General features: G+C 43.6%; 19 protein-coding genes. 16 read left to right on the forward strand and 3 right to left on the reverse strand.

The window, feature by feature from the left end; translation table 11 throughout:
- Nucleotides 1–99 precede the first annotated feature (99 nt).
- The 13 genes from ABIN22_RS10680 to ABIN22_RS10740 all read left to right on the forward strand — a co-directional run bounded on the left by ABIN22_RS10680 (nt 100) and on the right by ABIN22_RS10740 (nt 14708).
- Complete coding sequence (locus tag ABIN22_RS10680; protein WP_346908492.1) at nt 100–1155, forward strand: family 43 glycosylhydrolase; 1056 nt, start codon at nt 100–102, stop codon at nt 1153–1155.
- Nucleotides 1148–3562, forward strand: coding sequence for a glycoside hydrolase family 3 N-terminal domain-containing protein (locus tag ABIN22_RS10685; protein WP_346908494.1), 2415 nt, complete (start codon nt 1148–1150; stop codon nt 3560–3562). Before ABIN22_RS10680 ends, ABIN22_RS10685 begins: the two co-directional genes overlap by 8 nt.
- A gap of 23 nt (nt 3563–3585) precedes the next feature.
- Complete coding sequence (locus ABIN22_RS10690) at nt 3586–3879, forward strand: alpha-L-rhamnosidase N-terminal domain-containing protein (protein ID WP_346908496.1); 294 nt, start codon at nt 3586–3588, stop codon at nt 3877–3879.
- A 94-nt stretch (nt 3880–3973) separates the two neighbouring features.
- A complete protein-coding gene (locus ABIN22_RS10695) occupies nt 3974–4174 on the forward strand; it encodes a family 78 glycoside hydrolase catalytic domain (protein WP_346908498.1) in 201 nt (66 codons plus the stop codon).
- Nucleotides 4175–4299: 125 nt separating this feature from the next.
- Nucleotides 4300–4425 carry a hypothetical protein gene (locus tag ABIN22_RS10700; protein WP_346908500.1) on the forward strand — a complete coding sequence of 42 codons (126 nt, stop codon included), beginning with the start codon at nt 4300–4302 and terminating at the stop codon, nt 4423–4425.
- A gap of 218 nt (nt 4426–4643) precedes the next feature.
- A complete protein-coding gene (locus ABIN22_RS10705; protein WP_346908502.1) occupies nt 4644–6224 on the forward strand; it encodes a GH35 family beta-galactosidase in 1581 nt (526 codons plus the stop codon).
- Between the two features lie 41 nt (nt 6225–6265).
- A complete protein-coding gene (locus ABIN22_RS10710) occupies nt 6266–7090 on the forward strand; it encodes an SDR family NAD(P)-dependent oxidoreductase (protein WP_346908504.1) in 825 nt (274 codons plus the stop codon).
- A gap of 98 nt (nt 7091–7188) precedes the next feature.
- Nucleotides 7189–8706, forward strand: a complete 1518-nt coding sequence (locus ABIN22_RS10715) for an apiosidase-like domain-containing protein (RefSeq protein ID WP_346908506.1) — start codon at nt 7189–7191, stop codon at nt 8704–8706.
- 54 nt (nt 8707–8760) lie between these two features.
- Nucleotides 8761–10998: a glycoside hydrolase family 2 protein gene (locus ABIN22_RS10720; protein ID WP_346908508.1), complete on the forward strand. Its 2238-nt coding sequence runs from the start codon at nt 8761–8763 to the stop codon at nt 10996–10998.
- A 21-nt stretch (nt 10999–11019) separates the two neighbouring features.
- On the forward strand, nt 11020–12825 hold the full coding sequence (locus ABIN22_RS10725; RefSeq protein ID WP_346908510.1) for a family 43 glycosylhydrolase: 1806 nt from the start codon (nt 11020–11022) through the stop codon (nt 12823–12825).
- Between the two features lie 139 nt (nt 12826–12964).
- Nucleotides 12965–13087, forward strand: a complete 123-nt coding sequence (locus ABIN22_RS10730) for a hypothetical protein (protein ID WP_279220768.1) — start codon at nt 12965–12967, stop codon at nt 13085–13087.
- An 89-nt stretch (nt 13088–13176) separates the two neighbouring features.
- On the forward strand, nt 13177–14379 hold the full coding sequence (locus ABIN22_RS10735; RefSeq protein ID WP_346908513.1) for an RtcB family protein: 1203 nt from the start codon (nt 13177–13179) through the stop codon (nt 14377–14379).
- A 50-nt stretch (nt 14380–14429) separates the two neighbouring features.
- Nucleotides 14430–14708, forward strand: a complete 279-nt coding sequence (locus ABIN22_RS10740) for a helix-turn-helix domain-containing protein (RefSeq protein WP_109731441.1) — start codon at nt 14430–14432, stop codon at nt 14706–14708.
- Nucleotides 14709–14793: 85 nt separating this feature from the next.
- On the opposite strand, the gene ABIN22_RS10745 is transcribed toward ABIN22_RS10740, so the two are convergent.
- Entirely contained in the window at nt 14794–16134 is a 1341-nt protein-coding gene (locus tag ABIN22_RS10745) for an ATP-binding protein (RefSeq protein ID WP_346908516.1), read from the reverse strand.
- Nucleotides 16135–16248: 114 nt separating this feature from the next.
- A complete protein-coding gene (locus ABIN22_RS10750; protein ID WP_118618258.1) occupies nt 16249–16449 on the reverse strand; it encodes a hypothetical protein in 201 nt (66 codons plus the stop codon).
- Between the two features lie 178 nt (nt 16450–16627).
- On the opposite strand from ABIN22_RS10750, the gene ABIN22_RS10755 reads away from it, so the two are divergent.
- Together ABIN22_RS10755 and ABIN22_RS10760 are read left to right on the forward strand one after the other, a co-directional pair.
- Entirely contained in the window at nt 16628–18928 is a 2301-nt protein-coding gene (locus ABIN22_RS10755; protein WP_346908518.1) for a glycoside hydrolase family 3 C-terminal domain-containing protein, read from the forward strand.
- On the forward strand, nt 18909–20741 hold the full coding sequence (locus tag ABIN22_RS10760; RefSeq protein ID WP_346908520.1) for a family 43 glycosylhydrolase: 1833 nt from the start codon (nt 18909–18911) through the stop codon (nt 20739–20741). The genes ABIN22_RS10755 and ABIN22_RS10760 overlap by 20 nt, the downstream gene beginning before the upstream one ends.
- A gap of 8 nt (nt 20742–20749) precedes the next feature.
- Here ABIN22_RS10760 and ABIN22_RS10765 read toward each other — a convergent pair whose 3' ends face one another.
- Nucleotides 20750–21934: a helix-turn-helix domain-containing protein gene (locus ABIN22_RS10765; RefSeq protein ID WP_346908522.1), complete on the reverse strand. Its 1185-nt coding sequence runs from the start codon at nt 21932–21934 to the stop codon at nt 20750–20752.
- A 254-nt stretch (nt 21935–22188) separates the two neighbouring features.
- Between ABIN22_RS10765 and ABIN22_RS10770 the strand changes: the two genes are divergently transcribed.
- On the forward strand, nt 22189–23562 hold the full coding sequence (locus ABIN22_RS10770) for an MFS transporter (RefSeq protein WP_346908524.1): 1374 nt from the start codon (nt 22189–22191) through the stop codon (nt 23560–23562).
- The last annotated feature ends 14 nt before the right edge of the window (nt 23563–23576 follow it).

A 23576-nucleotide genomic window follows, 5' to 3' on the forward strand; every position in this document is an offset into this window, starting at 1 on the left:
TGTGTGGACCACTGATGCAGGAAGGAATGAGTTTTCTGTTAGGAAAGAAGAAGGGATTGCGGTTTTCATTACGGAGCTAGGGTAGAAATGGAGAGATATATGAAAAAATATAAATCAATCCGCCCCGGCCAGGTATGGCTGGACACGGAAGGAAAGCGGATTCAGGCACATGGCGGTTCCGTCATGTATCTGGACGGCGTGTATTACTGGTATGGAGAAAATAAGGAAAAAACGACAGGAAAAGACGATATCTGGCACTGGGGTGTGAGATGTTATACATCTGCAGACTTATATAACTGGGAAGATAAAGGACTGATTATTCCGCCGGAAACGGATAATCCCGTTTCCTCCCTGCATCCGTCTTCCATGATGGACCGTCCCCACATTATATACAATAAAAGTACGAAAAAATTCGTGTGCTGGATGAAAATCATGAACAGGGACGGCTCCCAGACAGAGACTGTCATGACGGCGGATCACATTTTAGGACCTTATGAAAAGGTGCGGGAAGGTTTACGCCCGCTGAATATGAGTGCAGGCGACTTCGATCTTGCAGTTGCCCCGGACGGGAAAGCATATTACTATTTCGAGCGTGTTCACAGCGAGACAATCTGTGCCGACCTGACCCCGGACTATACGGATGTTACAGGTTATTACAGTACCCATTTCCCACATTCCCACCCGCCTTATGTGAGGGAGGCAACAGCACATTTTGAGCGGAATGGCAGGCACTATCTGGTTACCTCGGGGACAACCGGTTATCTGCCGAACCCTTCTGAGACAGCCATTGCAGATACATGGCACGGCCCGTATACAGTACTTGGGAACACCCATCCGAAAGATGCAAGTCAGACTTCTTTTCATTCCCAGATATCATCCGTATTCAGGGTGGAGGGAAGGAAAGACCTTTACATCGCAGTGGCAGACCGGTGGGTGCCGGACGGAATGGATTTGAGTTACGAAGAATACAGCCAATTATATGATCAGATGTTTTCTCCGGATCATGAAGGACCGGTCCGGTTTGACGAGAAATACGGAAATGATGCAGAAAGAGACACATCAGTCGCAGATTATGTGTGGCTGCCATTTCGTTTTGATAAAGATATGGCATATCTGGATTGGATAGATGAGTGGAAGGTGGAAGATTATGAGTGAAAAATATTTAGATCCATCCCTTTCTCCCGAAGAACGGGCGAAGGATTTGTTGGCAAAAATGAGCCTTGATGAGAAAATGGCACAGGTGAACTGCCTGTTTCCGTTCGGAGGCAATGAGGAGCGGCTCAGGGAAGACGCAAAATATGGAATCGGCCAGGTCAGTACGCTGGAGGTCAGAGGGATATCGAGTTTCGAAGCGGCGGCTGCCTGGCAGAGAAAACTGCAGGAGATGGTGATGGCAAACAGTGAGCACCATATACCGGCCATTTTCCATATGGAGGGGCTTTGCGGCGCATTCATTCAGGACAGCACAAGTTTCCCGTCCGGCATAGCCCGGGGGGCATCATGGGACCCGGAGCTGGAAGAGAAGGTGGGGCAGACTGTCAGCAGACAGGAGATGGCATGTGGTATTACGCAGGTATTGGCCCCGGTTCTGGATATTTCCAGAGATTCCAGAATGGGACGGCAGGGGGAAACCTATGGAGAGGATCCCTCCCTTGCAGCGGCAATGGGCGCGGCTTATACAAAGGGCATACAGAGGTCTGAGACTCCCGGGCGGAAGGCGGAATCTATGGCGAAGCATTTCCTTGGTTTCCATAATTCCCAGGGTGGTATCCACGGGGCTAACTGTGATATTCCTGAAAGACTGTTGGATGAGGTCTATGGAAAACCGTTTCAGGCGGCAATCAGCCAGTCTGATTTAAGGGGGATTATGCCGTGCTACTGTTCGATCAACGGAGAGCCACTGTCTGCATCGAAAAAAATGCTGACAGGCCTTTTAAGGGATGAGATGGGTTTTGACGGGATATGTGGGTCCGATTATTCAGCAGTTTCCAATGTGCATCATGTACAGAAAATTGGTGAGAGCGTGGAAGAAGCAGGTCTGTTGTGCATGGATGCCGGTATGGACGTGGAGATGCAGAATTGCGTCGCATACAATGAAGAACTTAAGGAATGGTTCCGCACGGGAAAGGCAGACATGGAAATACTGGACAAGGCGGTCTTACGTGTATTGTGTGCGAAATTTCGCATGGGTCTTTTTGAACATCCGTATGCGCTGGAGGGAGAAGCGTTAAGAGAAACCTTTTTACATGACAGTGACCGGGAGATCTCTTTGATGTCTGCACTGGAATCTATGGTGCTACTTAAAAATAACGGTGCCCTTCCGATTCAGAAAAAGGTCAAAACAATTGCCGTTATCGGCTGCCATGCCAGAAATGCGAGAAGTTTTTTCGGAGGCTATACACACTTAAGCATGGTTGAGGCAGTTCATGCAGTTGCAAATTCGATTGCGGGGATGGAGTCCGGGGATGTAAGTGGAAAGAAAATGGTTACCATACCCGGGACGCAGATTCAAAGCGATGAATCCGAGGAATTCGATGCAGTCCTAAAGCAGCAGAAACCACAGTGCAGGAGTCTTCTGGAGGAACTAAAGGAGAAGATGCCGGATACAGAAATCATCTATTCCTATGGGTATCCAGTTGCGGGAAATGATCTTTCCCATATAGAGGAAGCGCTTGCAGCTGTTGAGAAAGCCGATCTTGTTATTATGACACTGGGAGGGAAGCATGGTTCCTGTTCCGTGGCATCTATGGGTGAGGGTGTAGACAGTACAGACATTAACCTGCCGGTATGCCAGGATACCTTTATCAAAAAGGCTGCCCAATATGGAAAACCAATGATCGGGATTCACTTTGACGGACGTCCGATCTCCAGTGATGCGGCGGATACATATCTGGACGCCATTCTGGAGGCATGGAACCCTTCCGAGTGCGGGGCAGAGGCGATTACGAAGATACTCCTCGGAGACTTTAATCCGGGAGGAAAGCTGCCTGTGTCTGTGGCATACAACGCGGGACAGATTCCAATCTATTACAACCATCCCAATGGTTCGGCCTACCATCAGGGGGAGAGCATCGGGTTTAAGAATTATATGGATACACCGCATACGCCAAGGTATTTCTTCGGACACGGGCTTTCTTACACAACATTTGAATATGCAGATTTCGTGCTGGATAAAAAGAAAGTGGAACCGGACGGTCAGATTCAGATGGAAGTGACAGTTAAGAATACCGGAAACATGCCTGGAGATGAGGTGGTACAGCTTTATTTCAGTGATTGTTATGCGAGTATGACCCGTCCGGTAAAGGAGCTTGCCGGTTTTAAAAGAGTGTCGCTGAATGCAGGAGAAAGCAAGAAAATTATATTCACTATGCAGGCAAGCCAGTGTGCTTTTCTGGACCGTGAAATGAAGTGGAAGGTAGAAAAAGGGGAGATAGAGGTTCAGGTCGGAAGTTCCTCGGAAGATATCCAGTTAAATGAAACGTTCTCCATTACTGGGGATTTATGGATAGAAGGCAGGGAGCGGGGATTTTATGCCGCGGCTCATGAAGCAGGAATGAATTAAGAACGGAAAGAGGTAGTGAAAATATGGATTTTCAGGCAAAATGGATTCGGCCGGCAGAAGAACTAGGTAATATCTGTCCGGTGTTCAGAAAAAGGTGGAAGGTCTCCGGCCAGCCGATAAGAGCAACGCTGTATCTGACTGCACTGGGTACATATGAAGCAAGGCTGAACGAAAAGAGAGTCAGCAAATATGTATTAGCACCGGGATGGACCGTTTATAAAAAAAGAATTCAATACCAGCGGTATGATATTACAAATCTGCTTGCATCAGGGCAGGAAAAAGAAAATGAATTAGCAGTTACCGTAGGAAAAGGGTAGTTTCGTTCTCCTATGCCGGGCTGGCTGGAATCTGAGGATAAGGCACAGAGAAAGGCACAGCCATGCGGTATTCTGGGCGAAATCCATTGTCTGTATGAAGATGGAGAGGATAGGGGCAAAGAACGTATTTCAGACCCCTTCCGGGGAAACTATCGTAGATTTCGGACAGGAGATTACCGGATATGTGGAATTTACCGTAGATGCGAAAGCTGGGGGAAAGGTGCGGATTCTGCATGGAGAAGTTCTGGACGCTAATGGGAATTTAGAAGTATTAAAAGAAAAATTAAACAATTGATTTGACTAGGAGGCTGCAAATGATAGGAGCACAGGCATTTCCATTGGGAACTAAGTTTAAAAAAAGATATTCGTGGTTTCGCACCGATTGGGGAAGGTGTTATTAAGACCAGAGAATTTTTTGCCATGCGGGAAGAAATTCCTGATTTTAATGGAATTATTGTAATTGATCAGGATAAATCAGCAACAGATATCATGGAAGATTTGCTGACAGGCTATCAATATCTAGAACAGATGATTCGTGTAAAGTAGAGTATGATTGTGTATCACAAAAAATGTTCATCATTTTTTGAACATTTTTCCTAAATTCCGCACTATGTAAAAAAAAATCTCGTTTATAATAATTATAGTTACTGTTAAATAATCCGGCACATTATAGAATCTCCCCTTGAAAGGTTAATTCTACGATGTACCGGTTTGTTTTCACACATATTTACAGCAGTAGCAGAAGATTGAATGGAGGTTTCAAGATGTCTAAAATGCAATCAATTATTCAGGTTAATTCAGAGCCTTTTATCATGCTGGCAGGAGAGGTTCACAATTCGAATTCGTCATCAGTGGAGGTGATGGAGCCCATCTGGCAGAAAGCGGAAAACTTAGGAATGAATACGCTTCTTTTGCCTGTGACGTGGGAAATGCTGGAGCCCGCAGAAGGGGAATTTGACTTCACGCTTGTAGATGGTTTAATCCGGCAGGCCAGAGGATATGGGATGCATATCTGTTTCTTGTGGTTTGGTGCATGGAAAAATGCACAGTGCTATTATGCACCAGAATGGGTGAAAAGTAATCCGCAGCGTTTCTGGCGTGCTGAGGTACAAAAAGGAAAGAAAAAAACCAACCTTGCAAATTTCTATGGCATGCCCTATACAACGCTGTCCAGTCATTGTGAAGCAACCGTAGAAGCGGACAGCAGGGCGTTTGCCATGCTGATGCGGCATATCCGGGAAGTAGATGAGAAAGAGCATACAGTCATCATGATGCAGGTGGAAAATGAATCAGGACTGCAGGGGGCAGCAAGGGAGCATTCTGATTATGCAGAAAAACTTTTCCAAAAAGAGGTTCCATCTGAATTTGCAGAGTATATGAGACAAAACGTTGCTGAAATGAATCCTGAGGTCAGAACTGCAGTTGAAGCAGGAAAAGAATCCGGGGCGTGGGAAGATGTGTTTGGACTGGCAGCGGAAGAGATATTTCAGGCATATTCGGTGGCAAAATATATAGACCGTGTTGCAGCGGCGGGAAAGCAGGAGTACAATCTGCCGATGATGGTGAATGCGTGGCTCGATAAAGGGCAGGAGGCAGGCTTGTATCCAAGCGGCGGACCGGTCGCGAGGATGATGGAAGTGTGGAAATACTGCGCCCCTCATATTGATGTATTCGCTCCGGACATTTATGTACAGAACTTTTGTGAAGTTTGTGATGAGTATACAAAACTTGGAAATCCCCTTATTATCCCGGAAACAGCAGTCCATGGCCATGCCGGCCCCCGCCTTGTTTATGTGATTGGCCATTATCATGCAGCCGGGTTTGCACCATTTGGGTTTGAGGATTTGGGCCAGACACTTACGGCAGCAGACAGCTATCTTTTCGGCGTGGATACTTCTGACCCTCTGCTGAGCACGCCTCAGAACGAGGAAGAATATGCCTGGTACAACAGGACACTGCATTCGATGATGCCGGTACTTGTATCTCGTTATGGCACAGAAAACCTGCAGGCAGTAATCAGTGAACGCCCTGAACAGGACATGATGATGTTTGGACAGTATGGATTTAAGATTATGATGGATTCCCCTCTGTGCACGAGAAAAGACGGCGTATGTCTTGCGGTGAAAGTGGATGAGGATGAATTCTATCTTATTGCAAATGGGTGTATGGTAGCTCCTTTTTCTGCAAATCCAAAGAAACCCCATCTTGATATACTGGCATTGGAAGAAGGGGAGATCAGGGAAGGCAGATGGCATATGAGACGCAGGCTTAATGGTGACGAAGTGGCGGCAATGCGGTATAACAGACCGACACTATTGAGGATAAAACTGTTTATATATGAATAGAATCCTGCAACAATCCATACTAGAAAGGCAGAGGTATAAAGATGATTGAGAACAAGAGAAAAGCGTCGTTTGACACAGTAGATGGAAAAGTAGCTATTGTAACTGGCGCCAGCCGTGGAATTGGAAGAGCCATTGCGTTCATATATGGGGCAAATGGTATCAAGGTGGTTTGTGCAGCAAGAAGTAAGGAACAGGGACTGGCAGTTGCAGACGAAATTTGTGCGGAAGGAGGGGAGGCTATATTCATCCAGACCGACTGCAGCAGCGCAGTACAGATAAAAAAACTTATTGATGAGACTGTGGAACATTACGGTAGGTTAGACGGAATTGTAAATAATGCAGGAATCGGGCAGGGGGGAACACCGCTGCATGAATATGGAATAGAAGAGTATGAGCAAATATTTGGCCTGAATAGTGAGGGAGTATTTGCCGGAATGAAATACGGTGCGGAAGCAATCCTGCGGTCACACAGTAAGGGTGGATTTCTGATTAATGTAGCTTCTATTGCCGGTATTATGCCGCAGCGGGGACAGTCACTTTACACAGCTACAAAGTTCGGCGTAGTAGGAATGACGAAGGCAGCAGCATTAGATTATGCACCGCACAATATTACCGTAAATGCAATTTGTCCGGGGTATACGAAAACAAGCATTTTTGGCGATGCACCGGAGCAGGCAATGGCATTTTTCAGCCAGGACTGTCCGGCAGGCCGAATGGGGGAGCCACAGGAGTGTGCATACCTTGCGTTATTCCTTGCCAGCGGGATGGCACGTTATATTACCGGAGCAGCAATTCCGGTGGATGGGGCCCTTTCAGCGGGAAGTAAAAATGTAATACAGTGGAAACACCCGGAAATATTAGAATAATTATGTGCCAATGGCAGGATCTGTCTGTATACTGGTGAAAACGCATTGTGTATAAGAAAAAGATTTGGCTGACTAAGAAAAGGATGGAGAAAATACATATGAAGTGTTATGAAATGTTCGAATTGACTTTTAGTTGGCCCGAACCGGAAGGATCTTGGGCAGAGACAGATATTACCGGTATATTTCGGTGCGGAGATGATGAAAAAACGGTAAAAGGGTTTTATGACGGCGACGGAATTTATAAAGTGCGTTTCCTGCCGCAGCGGATAGGAACTTATAGATGGAAAGTAGAGGGGAATATACAGGCAGAGGGTACAGAGGAATGTACGGCATCGGACATAAGCCACGGCATGATACGGGCAGTGGGGACGCATTTTGAGTATGAAGACGGAACGAAATACCTTCCTTTCGGGACTACTGTCTATGCACTGGCACACCAGACGGAAGACATGATTGAACAGACGCTGGAGTCACTGGCGGAGTCACCCTTTAACAAAGTACGGCACTGTATTTTCCCAAAACATTATGACTACAATTACAATGACCCTGAATTATATCCATTTGAGAAAGACACAGAAGGGAAGTGGGATGTCCACCATCCCTGCCTTGACTATTGGAAACATTTAGAGAAAATTATTTTGAAAATGGGAGAGATGGGGATCGAAACAGACCTGATTCTTTTTCACCCATATGACCGTTGGGGCTTTGCTTTTCTAAATATGGAAGAGTGTATGGTATATCTTGACTATGTCATGCGAAGGCTTGCGGCCTACCCGTATATATGGTGGAGTATAGCAAATGAGTATGATATTATGTTTCACCGTACAATAGAAGATTGGTATCGAATTGAAGGCTTCATCACCGAAGGGGACCCCTACCGGCATTTGTTAAGCAGCCATAACTGTTTGAAGCTTTATGATTTTTCCAGACCGTCGGTGACGCACTGCTGTGTACAGACAATTGCGATGTACAAAGCTGATGAATGGCAGAAGCGGTTCCAAAAACCTGTAGTCTACGATGAGTGCTGTTACGAGGGGAATTTACAGCATGAATGGGGCAATATTTCCGGGTTTGAGATGGTGAACCGCTTCTGGTGTGCCTGTGTGAAAGGGGCATATGCGACCCACGGCGAGACATTTTTAGACGATCAGGATGTCTTATGGTGGGCGAAAGGCGGAAAACTCAAAGGAAAAAGTCCAAAGAGGATTGCTTTCTTAAAAGATCTGATGTACAGTCTTCCTTCTTATATGACTCCTTGGGAAGAACCATTCTGGGAGGATTTTGAGAAGGTGAAGGAAGCGAAGATGGGGGACGTGGAGGAACATCCGTATTTCAAGCTGATGGATTCTATGGACGAAGAAAACAGAGAAATACTTCAAATAAAAGATGCAAAATATACAGGGTGCTGTGGAGAAGAAGTATTCCTTAAGTATTATGCGAGACAATGCGCAAGGGTATCCTCCATTCACTTGCCGAAGGATAAGAAGTACCGAATCGAAGTAATTGATGTCTGGAATATGACGAGGGAGACACTGTTAGAAGAGGCTGGCGGGACCGTTGAGTTCCAGATGCCCGGAAAAGAGGGGATTGCGGTCTTAGCGGTCCGTACAGATTAGATTCACTATTTAATGATGGGATTTTTAACTGATAAAGGAGAGATAAAAAATAAAATGAGAAAGATAATCGAATTGAAAGAAGCCTGGAATTTTGTGAAAACAGCCGGAACACCGGAAGAAGCTGTAAATGCGCAGGGAATGGAAGTCACCCTCCCGCATACATGGAACGCTGTGGACGGGCAGGACGGCGGCAATGATTATTACCGGGGGACCTGCTGGTACACAAGGAAAATTGAGAAACCTGTGATGGAAGAAGACGATCATGTGTACCTTGAATTCCTTGGTGCTGCAATGACTGCCGATGTGTTCTGGAACGGTGAGAAATTAGCGCATCATGAAGGCGGATATTCTACATTCCGTGTAGATGTCACCGGACGTTTACAGGAAGTAAATGATCTGGCAGTTGCACTGGATAATGATGATAATGATCATATATACCCTCAGAAAGCAGATTTTACATTTTATGGCGGACTTTACCGTATGGTGAATCTGATTGTGGTTCCTCAGGCACACTTTGATCTGGACTATGCAGGAGGGAATGGAATCGCGGTCACTCCTGAAGTACATTGCGATGAGAACAGGATACCGATCGGAAAAGCGACTGTCACAGTTGAAGCATGGGTAAAGGAAAGTGACGGACCGGTTACCATTACGATTACCGGGGTGGATTCCTGGCAGCAGGAAGCAGAAGTGATTGATGGAAAAGCAACGGCAGTGTTTACAGTGGAAAATGTCCATCTATGGGATGGCGTAAAGGATCCGTATTTATACACTGCAAAGGCAGAACTGGAAAGTGGAGATGCCGTGGAGACACGGTTTGGGTGCAGAAGCTTTTATGCGGACCCGCAAAAGGGATTTGTGCTTAATGGAAAGGTATATCCGCTCCGCGGTGTGAGCCGTCATCAGGACCGGGCAGGTGCCGGAAATGCACTGACTCTGGACATGCACAGGGAGGATATGGAAATAATCAAAGAAATCGGGGCAAATACCCTGCGTCTTGCACATTATCAGCATGCACAGGAATTCTATGACCTCTGCGATGAATACGGGATGGTTGTATGGGCTGAGATCCCATTTATCACACTTTTCCTGAAGAATGGGCGGGAGAATACCTTAAGTCAGATGAAGGAACTGGTGGTTCAGAATTACAATCATCCATCCATTGTATGCTGGGGACTTTCGAATGAGATTACAGCGGCGAGTCCGGTGAATGAGGCGCTGCTTGAGAACCACAGGGTCCTGAATGATCTGTGCCACGAATTAGACAAAACACGTTTTACTACGATGGCCAACGTATTCATGCAGGAAACGGACAGTCCGCTTCTTGAAATTCCGGATGTGAACAGCTACAATCTCTATTTTGGATGGTATCTGGGTGAACTGGAGCAGAACGATGAATTTTTCGATGAATATCATAAGAAGTATCCGGACCGCTGCATTGGCTTTTCGGAATACGGTGCTGATGCGAACCCACAGTATCACAGTACCGCACCAACTCATGGCGATTATTCTGAGACATATCAGACAATTTACCATGAACACATTCTGAAGACGATTGAAGAACGGCCATATCTCTGGGCGACCCATGTGTGGAATATGTTTGATTTTGCGGCAGACGGACGAGATGAAGGCGGCAAACATGGCGTGAACCAGAAAGGTCTTGTGACGATGGACCGGAAACTGAAAAAGGATGCTTTTTATCTGTACAAGGCTTACTGGAATAAAGAGGATGCTTTCGTCCATATCTGCGGACGACGCTATATAGACCGGACGGAAGAAAATACAGAGGTAAAAGTATATTCCAATCAGGACGAGGTATCTTTGTATGTGGACGGTATCCTGTTTGATACAAAGAAGGGCAGCCGGATCTTCTGCTTCACAGTTCCAATCTCTGCGGATCATGAGATTACAGCAAAATCAGGAAACTGTTCGGATACCATTCACATCCGTAAAGCAGAGCAGGCTAATCCGGATTATGTGATGGGGGAGATAAAAGATGTAATCAATTGGTTTGATGATGAGGAATACAAACCAGATTTCTATTCCATCAAGGATACTATGGCAGAATTACAGGCAAGTCCAAAAGCCGGGGTGATTTTAGGTCAGCTGATGCAGCAGGGCGCCGGTGCAAGAGGAGATGTGGCAGAGAGTGTAAAGGATAACCCAAATCTGGTCCGCATGATGGGCAGAATGACTCTGGAGAGTATGCTGGGACACATGAAAGACAGCATAACAGAAGAGCAGGTAAAAGGACTGAACCGTATGCTCCAGCAGATTAAAAGGGGAGAATAAAATTAGAAAGGAAGCTTCAATATGAATTATTATTGCAATCCCATTAATATGAATTACCGTTACCAGTTTAATAATGACCCGCGCAGAGAAGGGATACAGGTCGTAAGGGAGGCTGCGGATCCCTCTATGATATGCTTTCAGGGCAGTTATTATATCTTTGCATCCATGCAGTTAAGCGTGTGGGTATCCAAGGACCTTGTCCACTGGGAGAGCCACAGGCTGCTGGAAGAACTGCCTTTGTATGATTATGCGCCGGATGCCAGAGTAGTCGGGGAATATGTATATTTTTGTGCTTCCAGACGTGGAGAAGTGTGTGATTATTACCGGACAAAGGATATACTAAAGGGACCTTATGAAAAAATAGAGGGTACATTTGATTTCTGGGACCCAAACCTGTTTTGTGACGATGACGGGAGACTATATTTTTACTGGGGCTGTTCCAATGTAACGCCTCTGTGGGGTGTGGAACTGGATCCGGTTACCATGCATCCGCTTGGTGAACGGAAGACATTAATTACCGGAGATGCATGGAGCAAAGGGTATGAGCGCGCAGGGGAAAACCACAGTAAGCCGCCGAAAAGTGACGAAGAGACAGAGGCTGCTTTTCAGCAGTTCTTAAAAGCACAGGGGACCTCGGCAGCCGACACCCCTGATGAATATATACCTTTAATCAAAGGGATGCTCAGTGATAAGCCGTATATTGAAGGGGCATGGATGGACAAGTATCAGGGAAAATATTACCTGCAGTATGCATGTCCGGGAACCCAGTACAATATTTATGCGGATGGGGTGTATGTGGGTAACAGTCCGCTGGGACCATTTGAACTGGCGGAAAATAATCCATACTCTTATAAACCGGGCGGATTCATCAGAGGGGCCGGACATGGATCAACAATGAAGGATATACAGGGGAACCTGTGGCATGCTTCTACCATGCAGATTAGCATCAACCACGATTTTGAACGTCGTGTCGGACTCTGGAGGGCCGGGTTTGACGAAGACGGGGAACTTTTCTGCAACCAGCGTTATGGAGACTGGCCGGCAGCGGTGGGAGAAGGGAAGGCAGACCCGTGGGAGGAACCGAAGTGGTATTTGCTGAGTTATAAGAAAAAGGCAGAGGCATCCTCATATGAAGAAGGCAGGGAACCCATGTATGCTGCGGATGAAAACGTACAGACATGGTGGCGCGCTGAAACAGCGGATCCTGGGGAGTGGCTGCAGCTGGACTTAGGAGAGGAATACGATGTTCATGCGGTTCAGATTAATTTTGCAGATGACAAAATTGATATACCGGTACCGGGAAAAATCCGGGGGACAACGCAGGCGCGCTATATTGATGAAGCCGATTATGTTACCCGCTGGAAATTGGAAGGGTCACTGGATGGAGAAACATATTTTGTTATTGAAGATAAGTCTCAGGCCGGGACAGACCTGCCACATGACCTGGTTATCAGAGAAGACGGAATTTGTGTACGTTTCCTGAGACTTACAATATATGAAATTCCCTATGCACAAAAACCCTGCATTTCAGGTCTGCGTGTCTTTGGAACAGGAAATGGGGAGAAGCCGGCTGTACCGGAATTTCTGGCTGAGCGGATTAGTGATATGGATATGAAGGTGGCGATACAGGGTGAAAACGCGGTTGGCTATAATATTCTCTGGGGAAGCAGCCCGGAAAAACTATATCATAGCTTTATGGTTTTTGGTACAGAACAAATTGTGGGTGCACTGGTAGCGGGTAGAGAGTACTATGTCCGTGTAGACGCATTTAATGAAAATGGGATTACTGAAGGGAAGGCAGTACAGTTAAGGGGCGGTAAACAATGAAGTGACTTTTGTGAAAACCTTAATTCAAATAGGAGATAAAATTTATACTAACAGTATAATGACAAATCGGTTTTCATGTGTTATATTGATGTAGAACAAGGAAAAGCGGGCAAGGATAGTCCGGAGAAAGGAAGCAAATATGATGACAGCAATGATAAATGTAAATCTGTTTAATAGTGAACGCTGCTATGGTCTTGATAAAGAACATAGTTTCCTTTTTGTGTGTTCCGATAAGTTAAGCAGATTGAAGCGTCAGGGCTGAAATCAGGTGTAATAGATATGTTTATTGACCGCTTATCTTATTTTGGGATAGGCGGTTTTTTTATTACAAGGAAGGAGGAGAGCGCAGCGATGTTAGAGATAAAAGGTGCAAAGACAACTGCTGTTTGTTACGCAAATATTATTGAGGAAGAAGCAATCGAACAGATCCGCAGAATGTGTGATCAGGATTTTACGGAAGGCTGCCGTGTCAGGATTATGCCGGATGTCCATGCAGGAAAAGGCTGTACGATTGGAACGACTATGACTGTAAATGAGAAAGCAGTGCCCAATGTTGTAGGTGTAGATATTGGATGTGGAATGTATACGGTGAATCTTGGAAAACAGGAGATCAATCTGGGAAAATTTGATGAAGCATGTCATTTTATTCCATCTGGGAAAAATGCCTGGGAAGGAAGGCAGGAGAGGTTTGATTTGACGGAACTTCGATGTTACCGTTCTTTACAAAAAACAAAATGGATCGGGAGAAGCCTTGGGACATTAGGAGGCGGGAACCACTTTATTGAGATTGACCGGGCAGCAGATGGGACGAATTATCTTGTGATCCATACAGGAAGCCGGAACCTTGGGAAACAAGTGGCTGAGATTTATCAGCAGCTTGCCATCGAATTACATCAGGGGAAAGAGGAATATTTTAAAAAGAAAGATGCGCTGATTGCAGAATACAAAGCAGCAGGGCGAAGAAAAGAAATCCAGCAGGCATTGAAAGAGCTCCATTGGAAGAATAAACCATTGTTTATTCCGGAAGACCTCTGCTATGTGTATGGAAGTTACTTAGAGGATTATCTGCATGATGTAGATATTTGCCAGAAATTTGCCCTCAGAAATAGAGAATTATTGTCAGAGATATTACTTGATCGATGCGGATTGGAAGGAAAAGACGTATTCCATACGATTCATAACTATATTGATGTGGATGAAATGATTTTGCGAAAAGGAGCAATCGCGGCACATAAAGGGGAAAAGGTGCTGATTCCGATTAATATGCGGGATGGAAGTATTCTGGCAGCTGGAAAGGGAAATCCGGAATGGAACTTTTCGGCTCCTCATGGTGCAGGGCGTCTGATGTCCAGAACAAAGGCAAAAGCAACACTGAGTCTGGAAGCATATAAAGATGCTATGATAGGAATTTATACGACTTCCGTCAATGAAGCAACATTAGATGAGGCTCCATTTGCGTATAAGTCTTTAGAAGACATTATTGATGTGATTCGGGATTCTGTAGATATTATTGATATTATGAAACCAATTTATAATTTTAAGGCGTCAGACTGATTTTTTTCTGTGTCAGTCTGACGACCGGCACAGAAAGGAGAGAAGAGGCCATGTCAGGTTTTCCAATGATTGATATGGTGAGGACAGGGGAGAATATTTTAAAATTGAGACAGCAGAAAAAGCTGTCAGTAAAGGAGCTACAGCTTATTTTCGGTTTTGAGACACCACAGGCAATTTATAAGTGGCAGCATGGAACTGCATTGCCTACGGTGGATAATCTGGTGATTTTATCGATTATTTTTGAGGTGAAAATGGAGGATATTCTTGTTTTGTCTGAGAAAAAAGAGATGAAAATGTGTGAGAGATATCTGAGGTATGTTTTCTCCTAAATAAAAGAGGGAGAGACTCGAAGGTTCTCCCTCTGGGTACAGGCTTCGCAAGTTTTCGTAAAACGATTACTTAATGAATTTATTATCAATTGTATCTCTGTTGTAACGCCAGCCCAATTAACCGGTCTGCCTGACCTGCCATAAACAGAGGAATGTTCAGCATATCACCATCCAGTTTCAGGTTATCCAGAGAGAACCGGACACGGAGCTTTGCTTGATCCGGGAACAGTTCCTTGAACTTCTTAAGACTTTTGCTAGTGATATTGGTTTCGGATTTGACCTCTACAGGGAAAATATCGTTTTCCCGCTGAATCAGGAAATCAACCTCATAAGGAGGATTTGTCTGTGTCCAATACCGAGGTACGACTTCAAATTGTGTGACCAGAGTCTGAAGCACATAGTTCTCAGTCAGTGCCCCCTTAAACTCTGTAAACAGGCGGCTGCCTTCACCGAAGGCAGTAGGAGCCAGATGTGCCAGACGCCGGAGCAGCCCCACATCCACAAGGTAAATCTTAAAAGCTGAAAGGTCGTCATAGGCAGCAACAGGAAGGCCGGGAGCAGAACTTCGGTAGATTTTATACACCAGGCGGGCATCTACCAGCCATTGCAGGGCATTCTCGTATTCACGGGCTCTTGCCCCTTGTTTGACTACTTTATAGATAAATTTTTTGTTCTCCCTCGCCAGTTGGGACGGTATGGACTTCCAGATCATCGAAATCTTCGGGAACTCACTGATATTAGGGTGTTTCGCAAAGTCACGCTCATAGGCGCCAATGATTCCGGACAGGGCTTCCTGCATGGCAGGGACATCCCGTGCCATTGTCCACATTAAAACAGATTCCGGCATACCTCCGGTTACATAGTACATTTTGAGCTTTTCATAAAGAGGATTGAAGAATGCATCAGGAATTGGTTCAATAGTATCCAAGCTTTCTAAAAATGCCGCCAGATTGCCATCACCATTAGCTAACAGGAACTCCTCAAAGGTCATAGGGTCAATCTGCATAAAGTTGACTTTACCCACAGGGAAAGAGGAAGGCTTTGCCAAAGCAATGCTCAACAAAGAACCCGCGCAGGCAATGTGATACTGCGGTGCGTTCTCACAGAAATACTTCATGGAATTGATGACCTTGGGACAATCCTGCACCTCATCAAAAATAATGAGGGTCCTCTCCGGCACGATCTTTTGGGCACTGGCGAGCATCAGATTCTGCAAAATCCGGTCTACATCCTTTGTCGTTTCAAAGAATTGTTTATATTCCTCGTTTTCATCAAAGTTAAAATAAGCAGTATTTTCATAATAGAGTCTGCCGAACTCTTTGAGAACCCAAGTCTTACCCACCTGACGCACACCCTTCAAAATCAGGGGCTTACGGTAAGGGGAATTCTTCCAATCGAGCAGTTTCTTCATTATAAATCGTTCCATATAAACACTCCTTCACACTTTTATTGGAGTTTACGTGTTCTAAATCACACTTTTATTATATGCAGAAGTTGCGGAGAATACAACCCAAATCACAAAAATATATGAGGTTTATTATTACTGCCATAAAACCTGTGTCAGCCTAAGCAGTGCAGGGATGGTAATGATTGACATCATAGTTGAGGTGACCACAGCTTCTACGGCATAAGGATAGTCGAGGCGGACAAAGGAAATCTGATAGAGGGAAATGGAAGGATTCTGCTGGATGTGCATCACTCCATCTGCCGCAGCTGTTGAAATATTTGAAAAGAAAGACATCGGATATCAAATATCATATTTATAAGGTCAAAAATTTAAAAGAGGCTACGAATGCTGACAAAAAAATTACGTGAATTAGCAAATAGAGAGAATAAAAAGCGAAATTGCGATATTATGCTAAAGGAATTACTGCTATAATAAACCCAATTAATCATACAGGAAAGGTGGTTTTATATGCATGGATTCTGAGATAAGTCAAATTGTTTCGCAGCTTTCACTTGAAGAAAAAATAGCACTAACAATTGGAGAAGGTAATTGGAATACAAAGGATGTAAAGGAAATGGATATTCCGGCGGTACGTATGCAGGATGGTCCACATGGGCTTAGATTACAAGACGGAAATGGGAATGACATGAATGGAGGCGGAGAACCAACGATTTGTTTTCCGGCCGCTTGTTTGAGTGCATCAAGTTTTGACCGTGATCTTTTGAAAGAAATGGGAAAAGAACTGGGACTGGAGTGTCAGGCAAAAGGTGTTCATTTATTGTTAGGACCGGGAATCAATATTAAAAGAAATCCACTGTGCGGGCGTAATTTTGAATATTACAGTGAAGACCCATTCGTTGCGGGAGAACTGGGGGCCGCCTTTGTCCAGGGAGTTCAGGAGCAGGGAACCGGTGCCTGCGTGAAACATTTTTTCGCAAATAATCAGGAATATCGGCGAATGAACAGTTCATCGAATCTGGACGAAAGAACAGCCAGAGAACTGTATTTGCCAGCGTTTGAAAGGGTCATTCAGAAATCACAGCCGTGGGCTGTTATGGCAGCATATAATAAAGTGAATGGAACATATTGCACAGAGAATAAAGACATGCTTGTTGACCTGCTGCGGAATGAATGGGGATTTAAGGGGACGGTGATCAGTGACTGGGGCGCAGTGCATAATCGTGTGAAGGCAGTGGCCGCCGGATGTGACCTGACAATGCCGGGAGAAGAAACCGATGATAAAGTAATGAAAGCGTACCAGAAAGGAGAAATAACAGAGCAGGAATTAGACCGTGCTGCAGAGAATGTATTAAAACTGGCTTTTAAGGGAAAAGGCTTTCATAAAGATAATGTCGAATTTAATTATGAATCAGGGCATAAATTAGCTGGAAAAATTGCGGAAGAATCTATCATTCTTCTTAAAAATGAAGAACAGGTTCTTCCGTTAAAGCAAGAAGATAAGATTGCATATATCGGGAAATTTGCAATTTTCCCCCGGTATCAGGGCGGGGGATCCAGCCACATTAGCAGCAAATATGAGGAAAATGCATTAGAGGCTTCACAAAAACTTATGCCGGAAACAGATATCAGTTTTGCAATGGGATATGAAGATGATACTGTTAATAAAGAATTTATTGCACAGGCAGTGGAAGTTGCTAAAAAAGTGCAGAAAGTAGTTATATTTGCCGGATTATCTGATGAAATGGAGTCAGAAGGATTTGACCGGAAGAGTATGGATTTGCCGGAGAGCCACAATGAATTGATTTACAGGGTTTCAGAAATACAGCCGAATACAATTGTAGTTTTACATAATGGAGCACCAGTGGAATTACCGTGGCTGAAACAGGTAAAGGGGGTGATTGAAACATATCTGGCAGGAGAAGCTGTCGGCACAGCAGTCTCCAAGATTCTTTTTGGTAAAGTGAATCCAAGCGGCAGGCTTCCGGAGTCATTTCCGGAAAAATTGGAGGATAATCCATCTTATTTATCGTTTGGAGGCGAAAATGGTGAGGTAGATTATAATGAGCGTATGTTTGTTGGCTATCGTTATTACTGTAGTGTCGGACGAAAAGTAAGTTTCCCATTTGGGTATGGATTATCTTATACTAATTTTGAACATTCCAATTTACGTGTGGATACTGATAAAATAACTGAAAACAGTACGGTTCATGTATTCATTGATGTCAGGAATACAGGAATGGAAGATGGGAAAGATGTCGTGCAGCTTTACATAGAACCGCCGCTTGGGGAATATAAACGCCCGGTCAGGGAATTAAAGGGATTTGAAAAAATTTCATTACATGCCGGGGAAAGTAAAACAGTACATTTTGAATTGGAGAACAGAGATTTTGCCTGCTACAGCTCGGAATCCAAAGGCTGGTATGCCCGTCCGGGAAAATATGTGATTGCCATTGGAACCTCTGCGGAGGATATGATAGATACTATTTGTATTGAAGCAGAAGGAGAAGAGATTTTACTAACTTCACATTTTGATGAGAGTACAATGATTAAAGAATTTGTCCAGCACCCAATAGGTAAAAAATATTTTCTGGAACATTTCGAAGCAATGACAAGGGGCATGAGCGCCGCAGGACTGATACCGGCAGACATGTTAGAATCAGTTCTTGCTAAGGGGCCGGAAATGGGAATGGAAGACTTATTAAATCAGTCGGTTTCTATACTTCTTGACTTTTCTGGATGCAGTGCAAAAGAGAGGGAAGAATTATTTTCATTCATGAATAGGAGAGGCAGCGATGTCAAATTATTATTGTAATCCACTAAATTTAACATATCGGTATCAATATAACCAAAAAGATGAGGGATTTATCCGGAACAGAGAGGCTGCGGATCCATCATTAATTGTGTTCAAAGGGAAGTACTATTTATTTCCTTCTATGAGCAGGGCATTCTGGAGCAGCACTGACCTTGTAAACTGGGAGATGTACGATTTGAAAAATGTACCAGTATATGATTATGCACCAGATGTCCGTGTGATTGGAGAATATATGTATTTCAGTGCATCAAAAAACGGAGAGATCTGTGATTTTTACAGGACTAAGAACCCTGAGTCCGGAGTATTTGAAAGAATAGAGGGCTCTTTTGAATTCTGGGATCCGAATTTATTTGCAGACGAGGACGGACGCGTCTATTTTTATTGGGGGTGTTCAAACATGACACCTATCTGGGGGGTAGAACTTGATCCGGAAACAATGAAACCTCTGGGAGACAGAATTGAACTAATTAGTAATCATAAGAAAACGTTCGGATACGAGCGTGTTGGAGAAAATCATCATTATGATATGAAAAAAAATAATGTATGGTTTATGATGCGGGAGAATTTTGCAAAGCAGATGGGCTGTAAGGCAGAAGATATCACAGATCTGGAGCCAATAATTGAGAATCTGCCAGAGGAGCAGAAGAAGATTGTTCAGGAGCTGCTGACAGACAATCCTTATATAGAAGGAGCATGGATGACAAAGCACGAAGGCCGGTATTATCTGCAATATGCCTGTACCGGAACAGAATATAATGTATATGGGGATGGGGTATATATTTCAGATAGACCGCTGGGACCATTTAAACCGGCACTTAACAATCCATATTCCTATTCTCCCGGTGGTTTTTTGCCCGGAGCAGGTCATGGTTCAACACTGGAAGATTTACAAGGGCGGTTATGGCATACTGCAACCATGCGTATTTCTGTTAATCATGCTATGGAACGGAGAATTGGATTGTGGCCGGCCGGTTTTGACGAAGATGGGGAATTATTCTGCAATCAGAGATATGGTGACTGGCCAAGAAAAATAGATGAGAATAGTAAGAATCCGTGGGAGGCACCGGAATGGATGCTGCTGTCCTATGGGAAAAAAGTGACAGCTTCCAGCGGATATCATACTGTAAGTAATGTAGTAGATGAGAACGTGCAAACCTGGTGGAAGGCAGATACTTATCAAAGTGGAGAATGGGTTTGTGTAGATTTAGGCGAAAAAGCTGATGTCAGGGCCGTTCAAATCAACTTTGCAGATGATTCAGGAATTGTCAGACTTCCGAAAGGAAAAACGGCTGTCGAAGAGAACAAAAGCCCCTCCCGATATATAGAAGAGGTGATCTATCAGACACAATGGCTTTTAGAAGGGTCGGAAGATGGAGAAAACTGGGTTATAATAGAGGATAAAAGACAGGCAAAAACAGATCTTTCCCATGATTTAGTGGTTCAGGAAAATGGGACAGCAGTAAGGTATATTCGTCTAACAGTGACTAAACTGCCATATGATTCTATACCATGTATTTCGGGATTACGTATCTTTGGCCATATGGAACATAAGAAACCTGAGAAAGCATGTGGGGTAAGTGCTGTCCGCACAAGTGGAATGGATATGAAGATAGTCTGGAGCGGGGAAGCTCAGGGGGCAGTTGTATTATGGGGACATGCTGAAAATAAACTGTACCATAGTTTTATGGTTTATGGAAAGAACCAATTAGAGATTGGAGCACTTATAGCGGATACAGATTACTATTATGTCCGTGTGGACCTTTTCAATGAAGGGGGAATTACCGAGGGAGATATCGTAGAAGTATCCCAGTAAATCAGATCTTACGGAGACTTTAAACGATATTCTCTCGGTGACATACCATATTGCCTGCGAAAGCTGTCTGTAAAATAGCTCTGGGACCCGAACCTGTAGCGCGCGGCTATTTCCTGAATATCTTCATTGGAAGTAGTCAGAAGATTTGCAGCAGCTTTTAAGCGGGCTTCTTTTATGTACTGTGCAGGTGTCTTCCCTGTTTCCTTTTTAAATTTTTTACTGCAGTAATAGTCAGAATAACCGGTGAGTGAAGCCAAATCTGAAATGGATATATCTTCCTCAAGATGAAGTGTGATGTAATCACAGCATTGTCCGATTAATTTTGAGTATTGCTGTATTTTGCATTTGTGGACACGTTCCACAAAATCGCGATGCATAGTGTTGGCAATTGTTGATAATTCACTTAAGCTGTGGCATCCTTCAACTGCCTGAAAATATTGATCGGCCAGGTTATATGCAAGTTCTGGATTGAGTCCCCCTTCAATAGATGCGCGTGAAAAAAGAACAATGCTTACCTCAACTGAGTTCTGCATCTGCCGAAGCATATTATCCGTACAGAGGGTGCCTATTTCTCCAGTAGAACTAAGTGTGTCTAAATAGTGAAAGATTTCAAGATTACCTTCCCTTACCATTTGCAGCATTTTTTGTTCAGCATGATAAGTTCCATGTGCGGTATAGGGTTTGCTTCCTGTTAAACCAGATTTGGCAGCATTTGTCTCTGGCTGGGTAAAAAAGCGTATATCGCTGGAGGATATTTGGGAATCTGAAATACAATGGGCCATCATAATTGTATAATCTATCATGTGATTCCAGGAAATGAGTGGAAGAGTGTGAGAAAGATTTACAATTTGCTGGCGCAATGTTTTGGGGAGGCCCTTCCGCAGCAGATTTAAATCCAGATTATGACTGGAAACATCACTGATGAAAAAAGGTCCTAAAACATGGAGCCTGAAATTTTCTGGACTGCAAAGGTATGGAATTGCGATCCACATCATTTGAATGGAACTGCTTACAATGATAGGAGAAGGGCTCTGGAAAATTTCGTCTGAAAAATCTGCCTGTCTGAAACAAATCTGAAAACATTGGTTAAATGCCTCAGAATTCTGGCAGGAACTTTTTATCAATTCGAGTTCTTTATTATATTCCCAAAAATAAAAATTATGGCAGCAGCATGCCATTTCTTCAAACAGCATGAGTTTGGTTCTATATTTTTCCAATGAATAATTCCTTTCAAAATTTTTATATAAAATTATTGTACTTTATTTCACTATGCATGTCAAAGAGATTAGATATTATTTCTTTAAATTAGACAATAAATCTAAAAAAGAATAATATAAAGAAATAATATCTAATATACGATAGTTTGATTCGTACTATTAGAGTAATATATAGCCATACAAGTTATTTAAGACGAAAATTTTGTGAAAACAAAAGGAGGACAGAGGGTATGAAAACAAAAAACAAAAAAGAAAATCCGGGAAAAATAGGGGCTCTAAAATTTTGGGCATGGAGTGCTAGAGACCTTTCTTTATCGACAAACTTCATAGTATTAAGTTTTATTACAATCTATTGTACAAATACTTTGGACCTGAATCCGGCTCTTGTCGGCGCCTTGCTGATGGCCAGTAAAATTGTAGATGCAATCACAGACTTATTTGCGGGATACGTCATTGACAGGACAGAGACAAAATTAGGTAAAGCAAGACCATATGAATTTGCGATACTCGGGGTTTGGATTTGTACATGGCTGTTATATTCAGCGCCAGCACAGGCAGGCACCGTTGTAAAGTGTATTTGGATTTTCGTAATGTACATATTTGTAAATTCTATATTTACCACATTATTAAATGCAAATGGCAACGCATATATGGTTCGTGCATTTGGCACCAATGAACAGCGGGTAAAACTGGCATCTTTTGGTGGAATTATCATCATGGTAGCTTCCATTTTAATTAATATGATTTTCCCTGTTGCAATGTCACGGATTGCAGTGTCACCGTCAGGCTGGAGTAAAATGGTGGCAATGTTTGCAGTTCCGCTTGGCGTAATTGGGATTATGCGGTTCCTATTTGTTAAAGAAACAGAAAAAGTAGATACTGTATCAGAGAAAGTCCGGTTTAAAGATGTATTGATTGTTTTGAAAGAGAATAAATATGTATACATGGTTGCTTTATTACAATTAGTATACAGCATTGTAACTGGTACAGGTGTAGCAACATATTATTATACTTATATTGTCAGAAATTTAGAAATTATGGGATTTGTCAGTGCGGCCAGTGTGTTTGTTGTTCCCCTCATGATTTTTTTCCCGCTTATGCTTAAAAAAATTACAATGGGTAAAATGGTACAGACTGGCTGCATTATTTATGCGGCAGGAAGTTTTATGATTTTTATTTCTAAAGGAAACATTACTGCATTAATTGCTGCTACTATAATTATAGGAATAGGTTCACTTCCAATTACATATTTAATTAATCTTATGGCTTTGGATTGTGGTTCTTATAATGCTTATATGGGGCGTCAGAGAATGGATGGGACAATTGGGGCGGTAAAAGGATTTGCAAATAAACTCGGGGGTGCCTTAGGATCTGGATTACTTGGAGTCATGCTGTCCCTTGGAGGATTCAATGCAAAACTGGAGGATCAGGGAGCAGGGGCAAATATGGCAATTTCATCAGTATATGGTTTGATTCCGTGTATTTTGTTCGCCGCAATGGCTGTCATGTTAGTATTTTATAAACTGGATAAAATGATGCCGGAAATCAACCGTGCACTTGAACAAAAGAAAGAAGATATTACAAAAGCAGCAGAAGAAATATAAAGCAGCCGGAGAGT

The sequence above is a fragment of the Faecalicatena orotica genome (assembly GCF_905197545.1).
Taxonomy (GTDB): Bacteria; Bacillota; Clostridia; order Lachnospirales; family Lachnospiraceae; genus Faecalicatena_A; species Faecalicatena_A orotica.

What these genes read in the sequence shown, in the direction of transcription:
- ABIN22_RS10740 (WP_109731441.1), top strand. Translation starts at nt 14,430, where the DNA reads ATGTCAGGTTTTCCAATGATTGATATGGTGAGGACAGGGGAGAATATT.
- ABIN22_RS10755 (WP_346908518.1), top strand. Translation starts at nt 16,628, where the DNA reads ATGGATTCTGAGATAAGTCAAATTGTTTCGCAGCTTTCACTTGAAGAA.
- ABIN22_RS10735 (WP_346908513.1), top strand. Translation starts at nt 13,177, where the DNA reads ATGTTAGAGATAAAAGGTGCAAAGACAACTGCTGTTTGTTACGCAAAT.
- ABIN22_RS10725 (WP_346908510.1), top strand. Translation starts at nt 11,020, where the DNA reads ATGAATTATTATTGCAATCCCATTAATATGAATTACCGTTACCAGTTT.
- ABIN22_RS10720 (WP_346908508.1), top strand. Translation starts at nt 8,761, where the DNA reads ATGAGAAAGATAATCGAATTGAAAGAAGCCTGGAATTTTGTGAAAACA.
- ABIN22_RS10765 (WP_346908522.1), bottom strand. Translation starts at nt 21,934, where the DNA reads ATGCTGTTTGAAGAAATGGCATGCTGCTGCCATAATTTTTATTTTTGG.
- ABIN22_RS10690 (WP_346908496.1), top strand. Translation starts at nt 3,586, where the DNA reads ATGGATTTTCAGGCAAAATGGATTCGGCCGGCAGAAGAACTAGGTAAT.
- ABIN22_RS10695 (WP_346908498.1), top strand. Translation starts at nt 3,974, where the DNA reads ATGAAGATGGAGAGGATAGGGGCAAAGAACGTATTTCAGACCCCTTCC.
- ABIN22_RS10760 (WP_346908520.1), top strand. Translation starts at nt 18,909, where the DNA reads ATGTCAAATTATTATTGTAATCCACTAAATTTAACATATCGGTATCAA.
- ABIN22_RS10710 (WP_346908504.1), top strand. Translation starts at nt 6,266, where the DNA reads ATGATTGAGAACAAGAGAAAAGCGTCGTTTGACACAGTAGATGGAAAA.
- ABIN22_RS10730 (WP_279220768.1), top strand. Translation starts at nt 12,965, where the DNA reads ATGATGACAGCAATGATAAATGTAAATCTGTTTAATAGTGAACGCTGC.
- ABIN22_RS10700 (WP_346908500.1), top strand. Translation starts at nt 4,300, where the DNA reads ATGCGGGAAGAAATTCCTGATTTTAATGGAATTATTGTAATTGATCAG.
- ABIN22_RS10685 (WP_346908494.1), top strand. Translation starts at nt 1,148, where the DNA reads ATGAGTGAAAAATATTTAGATCCATCCCTTTCTCCCGAAGAACGGGCG.
- ABIN22_RS10715 (WP_346908506.1), top strand. Translation starts at nt 7,189, where the DNA reads ATGAAGTGTTATGAAATGTTCGAATTGACTTTTAGTTGGCCCGAACCG.
- ABIN22_RS10750 (WP_118618258.1), bottom strand. Translation starts at nt 16,449, where the DNA reads ATGTCTTTCTTTTCAAATATTTCAACAGCTGCGGCAGATGGAGTGATG.
- ABIN22_RS10705 (WP_346908502.1), top strand. Translation starts at nt 4,644, where the DNA reads ATGTCTAAAATGCAATCAATTATTCAGGTTAATTCAGAGCCTTTTATC.
- ABIN22_RS10745 (WP_346908516.1), bottom strand. Translation starts at nt 16,134, where the DNA reads ATGGAACGATTTATAATGAAGAAACTGCTCGATTGGAAGAATTCCCCT.
- ABIN22_RS10770 (WP_346908524.1), top strand. Translation starts at nt 22,189, where the DNA reads ATGAAAACAAAAAACAAAAAAGAAAATCCGGGAAAAATAGGGGCTCTA.
- ABIN22_RS10680 (WP_346908492.1), top strand. Translation starts at nt 100, where the DNA reads ATGAAAAAATATAAATCAATCCGCCCCGGCCAGGTATGGCTGGACACG.